11 protein-coding genes are annotated in these 8053 nt (G+C 61.7%); 6 read left to right on the forward strand and 5 right to left on the reverse strand.

The genetic code is table 11. The features are described 5' to 3' along the window. Nucleotides 1-59: 59 nt before the first annotated feature. Genes CAURIM_RS01395 through CAURIM_RS01410 form a run of 4 tightly spaced genes read left to right on the forward strand, consistent with a single transcriptional unit; the run spans nucleotide 60 to nucleotide 2630 of the window. On the forward strand, nucleotides 60-1394 hold the full coding sequence (locus CAURIM_RS01395; protein ID WP_201828753.1) for a DUF445 domain-containing protein: 1335 nt from the start codon (nucleotides 60-62) through the stop codon (nucleotides 1392-1394). A gap of 15 nt (nucleotides 1395-1409) precedes the next feature. Further along, complete coding sequence (locus CAURIM_RS01400) at nucleotides 1410-1871, forward strand: CGLAU_01105 family protein (RefSeq protein ID WP_070444004.1); 462 nt, start codon at nucleotides 1410-1412, stop codon at nucleotides 1869-1871. A 13-nt stretch (nucleotides 1872-1884) separates the two neighbouring features. Further along, nucleotides 1885-2175: a DUF2516 family protein gene (locus tag CAURIM_RS01405; protein WP_201828752.1), complete on the forward strand. Its 291-nt coding sequence runs from the start codon at nucleotides 1885-1887 to the stop codon at nucleotides 2173-2175. Next, complete coding sequence (locus CAURIM_RS01410) at nucleotides 2175-2630, forward strand: deoxyribose-phosphate aldolase (protein WP_201828751.1); 456 nt, start codon at nucleotides 2175-2177, stop codon at nucleotides 2628-2630. Before CAURIM_RS01405 ends, CAURIM_RS01410 begins: the two co-directional genes overlap by 1 nt. On the opposite strand, the gene CAURIM_RS01415 is transcribed toward CAURIM_RS01410, so the two are convergent. The 3 genes from CAURIM_RS01415 to CAURIM_RS01425 are packed head-to-tail and all read right to left on the reverse strand — an operon-like array spanning nucleotide 2627 to nucleotide 4776. Continuing rightward, complete coding sequence (locus tag CAURIM_RS01415; RefSeq protein WP_070443995.1) at nucleotides 2627-3424, reverse strand: LmeA family phospholipid-binding protein; 798 nt, start codon at nucleotides 3422-3424, stop codon at nucleotides 2627-2629. The genes CAURIM_RS01410 and CAURIM_RS01415 overlap by 4 nt on opposite strands. A 23-nt stretch (nucleotides 3425-3447) precedes the next feature. Beyond that, nucleotides 3448-4257 carry a class I SAM-dependent methyltransferase gene (locus CAURIM_RS01420; RefSeq protein ID WP_070443992.1) on the reverse strand — a complete coding sequence of 270 codons (810 nt, stop codon included), beginning with the start codon at nucleotides 4255-4257 and terminating at the stop codon, nucleotides 3448-3450. A gap of 27 nt (nucleotides 4258-4284) precedes the next feature. Beyond that, the gene (locus CAURIM_RS01425; protein WP_070645756.1) at nucleotides 4285-4776 is read right to left on the reverse strand and encodes a DUF2505 domain-containing protein; all 492 of its coding nucleotides are present in this window, start codon (nucleotides 4774-4776) and stop codon (nucleotides 4285-4287) included. A 24-nt stretch (nucleotides 4777-4800) separates the two neighbouring features. On the opposite strand from CAURIM_RS01425, the gene CAURIM_RS01430 reads away from it, so the two are divergent. Beyond that, a complete protein-coding gene (locus CAURIM_RS01430) occupies nucleotides 4801-5922 on the forward strand; it encodes a UDP-N-acetylmuramate dehydrogenase (RefSeq protein ID WP_201828750.1) in 1122 nt (373 codons plus the stop codon). Between the two features lie 15 nt (nucleotides 5923-5937). On the opposite strand, the gene CAURIM_RS01435 is transcribed toward CAURIM_RS01430, so the two are convergent. Further along, entirely contained in the window at nucleotides 5938-6414 is a 477-nt protein-coding gene (locus tag CAURIM_RS01435) for an S-ribosylhomocysteine lyase (RefSeq protein WP_201828749.1), read from the reverse strand. Nucleotides 6415-6498: 84 nt separating this feature from the next. On the opposite strand from CAURIM_RS01435, the gene CAURIM_RS01440 reads away from it, so the two are divergent. Then, nucleotides 6499-7683 carry a YihY/virulence factor BrkB family protein gene (locus CAURIM_RS01440; RefSeq protein ID WP_236659338.1) on the forward strand — a complete coding sequence of 395 codons (1185 nt, stop codon included), beginning with the start codon at nucleotides 6499-6501 and terminating at the stop codon, nucleotides 7681-7683. Nucleotides 7684-7797: 114 nt separating this feature from the next. On the opposite strand, the gene CAURIM_RS01445 is transcribed toward CAURIM_RS01440, so the two are convergent. Next, on the reverse strand, nucleotides 7798-8001 hold the full coding sequence (locus tag CAURIM_RS01445) for a hypothetical protein (protein ID WP_201828748.1): 204 nt from the start codon (nucleotides 7999-8001) through the stop codon (nucleotides 7798-7800). Between the last annotated feature and the right edge of the window lie 52 nt (nucleotides 8002-8053).

Genomic DNA, 8053 nt, shown 5'->3' on the forward strand with positions numbered 1-8053 from the left:
TTGATTGATGGATTAGCTATCCATCACGAAGCCTCGTTTACCCCAAGGAGAACCAACCCATGACGCACCGCGCAGACGCAGGGCTTGAGCCGGCTAAGGAAACGTCGGCGGCGCAGACGTCGTTTGTGCCGCAGCCAGGAAACCAGGAGGCGCGCCGGGCGGACCTGCGCCGCTGGAAGGCGATTGCGCTGTCCTTCCTGATTGGTGCGGCGGTGATCTTTTTGGGGTGCTCGTGGTGGCAGGCGTCGGCAAGCGGGGCACCGGTGTGGGTGGGGTACGTGCGCGCGGCGGCGGAGGCAGGCATGGTCGGTGGACTGGCGGACTGGTTTGCCGTGACCGCCCTCTTCCGCCGGCCGATGGGCCTGCCCATCCCGCACACGGCGCTTATCCCGAATAATAAGGACCGCGTGGGTGATGCGCTCAAGGACTTCGTGGAGGAGAACTTCCTCACCGCGGATGCGCTCAGCGCCAAGGTGCGGGAGGCCGAGATACCGCTGTGGCTGGCGCACCAGGGCGTGGAGCCTGGACGGGCGGAGGAGGTCTCCGCGTGGATTGGTGAGCGCGCAGCCAGCGTGGTCGCAGACCTAGACCCGGCGGAGGCGGAGCAGTTCATCCGCACCCAAGTCATGGACCGTCTGGCAGAGCCGGAGTGGGGCCCGCCGCTGGGACGCCTGTTGGAGGGCTACATCGCGGATGGCAAGGCGCGGCCGTTGGAGGATGACCTCATTGACTGGACGCACGGGAAGATCCTCGGCATGGAATCCACGGTGGTCACCGCCATTGATGAGCGCATGCCCGGCTGGGCACCGCGCTTTGCCCGCGAGATGGTGGGGGAGAAGGTCTACGCAGAGCTCGTGGAATTCGCCGATGAGGTGCGCCGCAACGGCAACCACGAAGCCCGCCTAGCCATTCGCCGCAACCTATCCAAGCTGGCCTCGGACCTGCAGTGGGATGAAGATATGCGCGGGCGCATCGAGGGAATTAAGCAGGAGATGCTGGCCTCCGATCAGGCGCAGAAGGCGCCGGCGGCCATGTGGGCGACGGTCTCCTCCACGCTCATTGAGCAGCTCACCGACCCGGAGTCCTTCCTGCGTCAGAAGATCACCGCCAAGGTGAAGGAATTGGCGCACCGCTTGCTGGAGGATTCGGAGTTCCTGGCCCAGGCCAACGAGCTGGTGGACAAGGCCGCGCGCTACGCGGTGGAGAAATTCGCACCGGAGATCATCGCGATTATTCCGGAGACCATTAAGCGCTGGGATGCCGAGGAGGCTTCCGAGAATATCGAGCTCATGGTGGGCAAGGACCTGCAGTTCATTCGCCTCAACGGCACGGTCGTGGGTGCGCTGGCTGGGTTGGTTATCTACACTGTTAATCATCTGCTTTTTGGCGTCTAACAAGGAGTGACGACCATGTCCGTATTTGACTCAATCAAGAATGCCGGTTCCTCTGCTTTTGATGTGGCCAAGGATTTTGGTGGCCGTTTCAAGGAGGAGCGCCAGAACCAAGCCCAGAGCGCACAAGCGGATCGCATCGCCCGCGCTGCCGACGAGGCAGGCATGGGTGATGGCACCGCGAAGGAGGAGTCCTTCTTCGACCGCGTGACCTCCACGGCGAAGAATATTGGGGAGTCTGTGTCCTCCGCCGCCCGTGAGACCCGCAACTCGGAGTCTTTCGAGAAGGCTCGTGAGGATTTCAACACCGCCTTCAACGAGACCCGTGAGGGTGTGCAGGGCGCTATCAACAATGCCAAGGAGCAGCGCGCGGAGGGCAAGCATGCCCAGCAGCCGCAGGAGCCGCAGAGCCCGCGCAACCCTTATGCCCCGAAGCCGAATGACGATGTCATTGACGGCGAAGTAGTTGACGAGAACTAGTTAGTCTTTCTTGATGCATACTTTTCTTAACACCATTGCGTCGATACCGCACTACATTTTCATGGCGGTATCCCTCTTCGCCCTCTTTGGTGCCGTTCTGGCAGCGATGACGCGGGAGGACGCCTTCCGCGCCGGTGACCGCCAGAACAAGTGGGTATGGGTCGGGTTGCTCTTCGGCTCCGCCCTGTTGATGAACCTGCCGCTGCCCTTTGTCAGCTGGATTGGTGCCATTATCACCGGCGTGTACTGGTTCGATGTGCGCCCGCAGCTCAAGGCCATCATCAACGGCGATTATTCCTACTAATGCTGAACCTGCTTGAGGCCTCCGTGGAGGAGGCGCGAACCCAGTCAGCGGGGCAGCAAAGAGTGCTTGTCTCCCCGCACCACGTGCTTGCCGCCGAGGGCGCCGAGCACGTCATTGCAGTTGCCGGCTATCCCACCGGGCGCCACCACTCTTTGGTGAAGGCGGCGGAGGCGCGGCTGGCCGTGCAATCAGGTGCGGCCGAGGTGTGGGTTGCGGTGGATGCGCTGCTAGGGGATGCCACCTCGCTGCTCTCCGAGCTCGTCACCCTCCGCGAGGCCTGCCCGCTGCCCGTGCGCTTGGGTCTCATTCTTCCTGAGCATCCAGCTCTGCCGGTGGCGGAGTATCTGCGTGCTGCCGAACAGGCAGGTTATCAGTGCCTCATTGAAACGGGCTCCGTCGTTTCAGACGACGAAGCCCTGGATACGCAACTCTCCGTGGAGAGTCTTAGGTCTTAATTAGCCGGTGCCTGCTGTGCTGGTGCGGTAGCGGAATCGAGCTCGCTCATCGGAACGTCGTGGCCAATGAGGGTGAGCGTGAGTTCGCCAGCCCCAACATCCACGGATTCGAAGGTCAGCTGCTGGCCCGCGAGCTGTTCCTCCATGCCTTCGGCCAAGGCATTCGAAATCGCGGAGGTGGCCTGCTCGGGCAGGTCGAAGCCGAAGAGCGATGCTTCCTTCGCATCGATGGCGAGCTTGCCGTCGCGAGCTTCCGGCTTGAGCGAGAGCGTGGCCAGGCCACCGGCAAATTCCACTTCGAGGTCATCCTCGGCATCGTTGGCGGTAATCGCGGTCACCACGAGGTTGCCCAGCGCGTCATAGCCGGACTGCTCAGCAATAGCCTTTTGGAAGCTGGCCAGTAGGAATTGATCCGGGACCGTCGTCGAAGCCCGCAGCGTGCCCGCGACCGGCTCCTGGGACAGCGTCATGTCTTCGACGTGAATATCAGCGGCCGGTTGGCCGATGATGTTAGTGCCCTCAATCTGTAGCGTGGACGGGGTCTTCATATCCATCTGCGGAATCTTGCCGTTGAGCATGCCAAAGACCATGGGGCTGGCACCAAAGCTCACCTCCGGTTCCTCGGAGGTCTCCACGCCTTGCTCCTTGGCGGACTGGGTGAATTCGCTCTTCATCTGTGAGCCCAAGAACCAGCGTATACCGAGCTCAGCTACCAAGATGATGAGCAGGAGTGCAACGAGCACGCCGATGAAAATTTTCCAGGCCGTTGAGGCGGGAGATTTAGAAGAAGCCATGACTACTAGTGTGGCGCACGGGCTTAAAGTTGGCCAACTACGAGTTCCCAATCCACTGTGAGCACGTTATCCCGCAGGCGGCGGTTCACCGGATGGATGGGCACTGTCTGTCGGAGTTCTTTACGCGCCATGCGCCAGCGCACCCGCGGTCCATAAGGAGACCAGCCGGCGGCGCGGTCCCAGGCGGCATCGGCCGCTTGCAGGAGTTCATGGATTGGCTCACCCGGCACGTTGCGGTGGATGAGGATCTTGGGCAGGCGCTCCGCGATATCGCTGGGGCGCTGAACGTCGAAGGGATCCCAGGCGAGGGTCAGCGTGCGTGGACCGGCGGCGCTGAGAAGCACCCAGGCCGCCCTGCGCCCTAGCTCATCGCAGGTTCCCTCCACGAAGAAGCCGCCCGGAGCAAGACGCGAGGTCACCGTGTTCCAGGCTTTCTCTACTTGGTCAACGTCATACTGGCGCAGCACGTTGAAGGCGCGCACTAGCTGCGGGCGGTAGCCGGCAAGCTCGAAGCCGCCCAGCTCAAAGGTGACGCCATCGCGCGGCGGCAAGACGCGCTCGGGGGAAATCTCTAGGCCCGTTACCCGGGTATTCGGGTTAACGCTGCGCAGCCAGCCCGCCCACTCCACGGTGGTGGTATGGGAGGCGCCGTAGCCGACGTCGAGAGCCAGCGGCTTACTCGTGGAGCGCAGCAGCGAAGAGATTTCAGGGTGCGCCACCATCCACCGATCGCAGCGGCGCAGGCGGTTGGGGTTGGTGGTGCCGCGGGTAACAACGCCGAAAGGCCGACCAGCGCTTTCCTGAGCCTTCAGGTTATGCGCATGATCGGCCATAGCAACAACTGTGGTGTAGGGAGTTGTTTAGAGGTTGTTGGAGATCCACTCTTCGGTGAGCTTGCCCTCGTTGGTGTAGAGCTCCTGCAGAGCCTCAGCGACCTTCGGCTCGATGGCAGCGCCCATCATCGGGATGTTGACGGAAACCTCGGAGACATAGTCCAGAACGGTGGTCTCATCCTGGGACTTGTAGGTGATGTCACCCTTGAAGTCGACCGGGGTGCCCTTGACGTCAGCGGTGAAGGAAACGGACATCTGATCATCGACAACCTCGCCGATGGTCACGGTGCGCTTTTCCTTCAGGTCCTGGGAGACCATGGCGCGAACAGCCTCCGGGAGGAGGGAGGTCGGAAGAATTTCGTAGAGCACAGCGGTGTTGCCGGTGAACTCGTGCACGGTACCCGGTTCCGGGGACAGCTTGGCCACGATGAAGTCCCAGTACTCCCGAGTGGTCAGTGCCTTGTGCACCTTATCGATGGGCTGGTTGATGATAACGGTGTTTTCGCTACGGGTTGACATGAGTTACAGACTACCTTGGTAGACGTGCTAGATAAATTCCTGACCCTCGCTGACATTGACGGAGTCACTCTGGATTCCGAGACCACCTTCGCCGATCTCACGACGCTGCGCATCGGTGGTGCACCGCTGGTGACGGTGCGCTGCGCCAGCGCTGAGGCCGCCATCGCTGCGTTGGCAGCGCTTGACGAGTCCTCCCAGGACTACCTCGTCGTCGGCGGCGGCTCCAACCTCGTGGTGGCGGAAGGCCAGTTGGATGTCGTGGTGGTCACCCTCGACTTCGAGGACATCGACGTCACCGTGGCCAACGGACTCGTGCGCGCTGATGCGGGCGCGGCGTGGGATGACGTCGTGGCCCTGACCGTGGAGTGCGGTCTGGGCGGCATCGAGTGCCTCTCTGGCATCCCGGGCAATGCGGGTGCCGTACCAGTACAGAACGTCGGCGCCTATGGTGCGGAGACCTCCGACGTCCTCACGCAGGTCTACCTCTATGAGCGCGCTACGCGGACGGCCAAGTGGGTACCGGCCGAAGAACTGGAGCTGGCCTACCGTTACTCCAACCTGAAGTTCACTGGCCGCGGCGTGGTGTTGGCTATTGAGCTGCAGCTGACCACTGATGGATTATCCAAGCCGCTGCGCTTTGGCCAGCTCACTCAGAACCCCGGTGAGCGCCGTCCGGTCGCGGACGTCCGCGAGGAAGTACTGAAGCTGCGTCGCGGCAAGGGCATGGTGCTCGACCCAGACGACCACGACACTTGGTCAGCCGGTTCCTTCTTTACCAACCCCATCGTCGAGCCCGAGCTTGCCGATTCTATCCAAGCCACCGTCCGCGCCGCCCGCGGTGACGAGGATGCGGACCGCATGCCCCGCCATGCGGTGCCGGCAAGCGGCACCGCATCTGGAGAAGGAAAGGAAAAGCTGTCCGCTGCCTGGCTCATCGAGCGCGCTGGCTTTGCCAAGGGCTACCCGGGCGAAGGGGCCGGCGCCCGGGCAACGCTGTCTACCAAGCACACCCTGGCGCTGACCAACCGTGGTGAGGCCACCGCAGACGACATCGTTGCGCTGGCCCGCGACATCCGCGCCGGGGTTCAGAAGGCCTTCGGCGTGACGCTGGAGCCGGAGCCCATCTGGCTGGGTGTGAGCATTTAAGGAGGACTTGGGTGGCTAGGCCATGACGTTGAGCCACTCATCCTTGGCCGCGAGGAAATTGCGTGCGGCCTCCTGTGCGCCCTCGAGTGAGTGGTGGGCGCCCCAGCCACATTGCACCTCGTTGGCGGCGGGGACCTCGGTGGCGTTGAGGATGTCATTGAGCGAGCCCTCGACAGCGCGGAGCAGCTCGTCCTGTTCCATGCCGTTGGTGATGGCGTAGAAGCCGGTGCGGCAACCCATCGGAGCAAAGCCAATGAGCTTGTCGGTGTAGTTGCGCATGAAGTTGGCCATCATGTGCTCGACCGAATGCAGTGCTTCGGTGCCGAGGTGCTCTTTGTTGGGCTGGCAGAAACGCAGGTCATACTTGATAATCTCGACCCCGCCGCCCAGGTCAGTGCGGTCGGCGACGCGAATATAGGGGGCGTCGACAAGCCGGTGGTCAAGCTCGAAGGACTTTACGTTGATCTTGTTCTCGGAGTTCTTCTCAGTCATGCCTCCCCAGTGTAACCACGGCCTAGCCTGTGGCCCGAGTGTCCTTCCCCTGAATGCGGGCTGTGCCGCATACGCTGGTCAGATATGAGCGAAGAGGAGACCCGAGGCAACGCTATTCCGGCCGAAGAGCCAGAGACCATCGTGCCGTTTAAAAGCTCGACCATCCTGGAGGTCCAGGGCCACGATGAGGAGCGCGACCCTTTCTCCAGAGACAACCGGCTCCGCAAGGAGAGCTGGGGACTGGTCATCCGCCGCACGTGGAATGACTTCTTCCACGATGCCTTCATGGACCGCGCCGCCGGGATGACCTACTTCACGCTCATGGCTTTTGCACCTACGGTGCTGGCCGCCTATTCCATCGCTACGCTTATCTTCTCCTCCCGCCAAGCGGAAGTGGAGCAGCTGACTTCTGAGTTCATTGAGCAATACGTCCCCGGGTCGCTATCAGAACAAGCCCATACGGTCGTCGGCACGATTATCGGCTCCAGCGCGCAGGGTACGTTGGCTCTGATCATCTCCCTGGCCATCTCGCTGTTTTCGGCGTCGGCGTATGTGCGGGCCTTCTCGCGGACAGCCAATACCGTGTACGGCCGGGTGGAAGGCCGCGGCATCATCCACACGTGGGCGCTGATGTGGGGGCTGACAGCAGTCATCGTGGTCGGCGCGGTCATCGTGCTCTTTGCCAACTTGCTGCGTGATGCAGTTCTTAATGAAGGATTGATTCCGCTTGCACGCAACGTAGGACTAGAGGATGCCGCCACATACTTGGTGCGAATCTTCCTTCCGGTGTGGAACTGGCTGCGCTTTCCCGTCACGGTGGTAGTGGTGCTCACGCTCATCGCGGTGCTCTATCACTTCGGTCCCAACGTGCGTCCCGGGCGCTTTAGGTGGATAACCTCCGGTTCCGTGGTGGCGCTTGTAGGCACGGTCGTGTCCTGGGGTTTGGTAGGCCTCTACCTGAAGTACCTCGCTGCGGCCAGCGCTTATGGTGCGTTGAGCACGGTCATGGCGGTCTTCGTGGCCACGTGGTTGATGAACACTGTGCTAATCGTCGGCATCAAGATTGATGCGGAGGTGTTGTGCGCCAAGGAGCTGCAACTGGGAATGCACTCCGAGCGCTTCATCCAAGCCCCGCCGCGTGCCGATAGCTCCTCCCAAGCCCAGGCCCGCGCCCAGGAGAGCTTGGAGCAGAGAGCGCGTGAGATTTCAGATAATGCGCGGCGGGCGCAGGACGAGCCGGCAGAAGAATCAGAGGAAGAACGCGCCTAGTTGCCAAAACCTTGGCCCCGCGTTGCATGGATCGGCGCTAAGTTTGGCAGATAGGGCAGTTGTGCAGCCGAGGGAAGGTGTATCTTCCGCGCTGCGTGCCCAGCCGGTGAGTTGTCACTGCGCAGATTCTTCAGCTACCCGGCGGTGGCCCGCGGCCTTGTCTTGCCTGCGTTTATTGAGGAGGGCCGAGATGAGGAATCCAAACCCTATAACCGTTGCGGTCTTGGTTGCCCACTCATAATCAGCCATGAGCCAACCGATGAGGCACACAACGCTGAGCGAGCCGACTGCTGTCATGAGGAATTTTTCAATATTCATGCTTCCTCCTCTGGTTCGTAGAAGTCTCGCAATTAGGTAAACGGTGCTTTTA

This window comes from Corynebacterium aurimucosum, assembly GCF_030408555.1.
Lineage (GTDB): Bacteria > Actinomycetota > Actinomycetes > Mycobacteriales > Mycobacteriaceae > Corynebacterium > Corynebacterium aurimucosum.

What these genes read in the sequence shown, in the direction of transcription:
- CAURIM_RS01395 (WP_201828753.1), top strand. Translation starts at nt 60, where the DNA reads ATGACGCACCGCGCAGACGCAGGGCTTGAGCCGGCTAAGGAAACGTCG.
- CAURIM_RS01400 (WP_070444004.1), top strand. Translation starts at nt 1,410, where the DNA reads ATGTCCGTATTTGACTCAATCAAGAATGCCGGTTCCTCTGCTTTTGAT.
- CAURIM_RS01405 (WP_201828752.1), top strand. Translation starts at nt 1,885, where the DNA reads ATGCATACTTTTCTTAACACCATTGCGTCGATACCGCACTACATTTTC.
- CAURIM_RS01410 (WP_201828751.1), top strand. Translation starts at nt 2,175, where the DNA reads ATGCTGAACCTGCTTGAGGCCTCCGTGGAGGAGGCGCGAACCCAGTCA.
- CAURIM_RS01415 (WP_070443995.1), bottom strand. Translation starts at nt 3,424, where the DNA reads ATGGCTTCTTCTAAATCTCCCGCCTCAACGGCCTGGAAAATTTTCATC.
- CAURIM_RS01420 (WP_070443992.1), bottom strand. Translation starts at nt 4,257, where the DNA reads ATGGCCGATCATGCGCATAACCTGAAGGCTCAGGAAAGCGCTGGTCGG.
- CAURIM_RS01425 (WP_070645756.1), bottom strand. Translation starts at nt 4,776, where the DNA reads ATGTCAACCCGTAGCGAAAACACCGTTATCATCAACCAGCCCATCGAT.
- CAURIM_RS01435 (WP_201828749.1), bottom strand. Translation starts at nt 6,414, where the DNA reads ATGACTGAGAAGAACTCCGAGAACAAGATCAACGTAAAGTCCTTCGAG.
- CAURIM_RS01440 (WP_236659338.1), top strand. Translation starts at nt 6,499, where the DNA reads ATGAGCGAAGAGGAGACCCGAGGCAACGCTATTCCGGCCGAAGAGCCA.
- CAURIM_RS01445 (WP_201828748.1), bottom strand. Translation starts at nt 8,001, where the DNA reads ATGAATATTGAAAAATTCCTCATGACAGCAGTCGGCTCGCTCAGCGTT.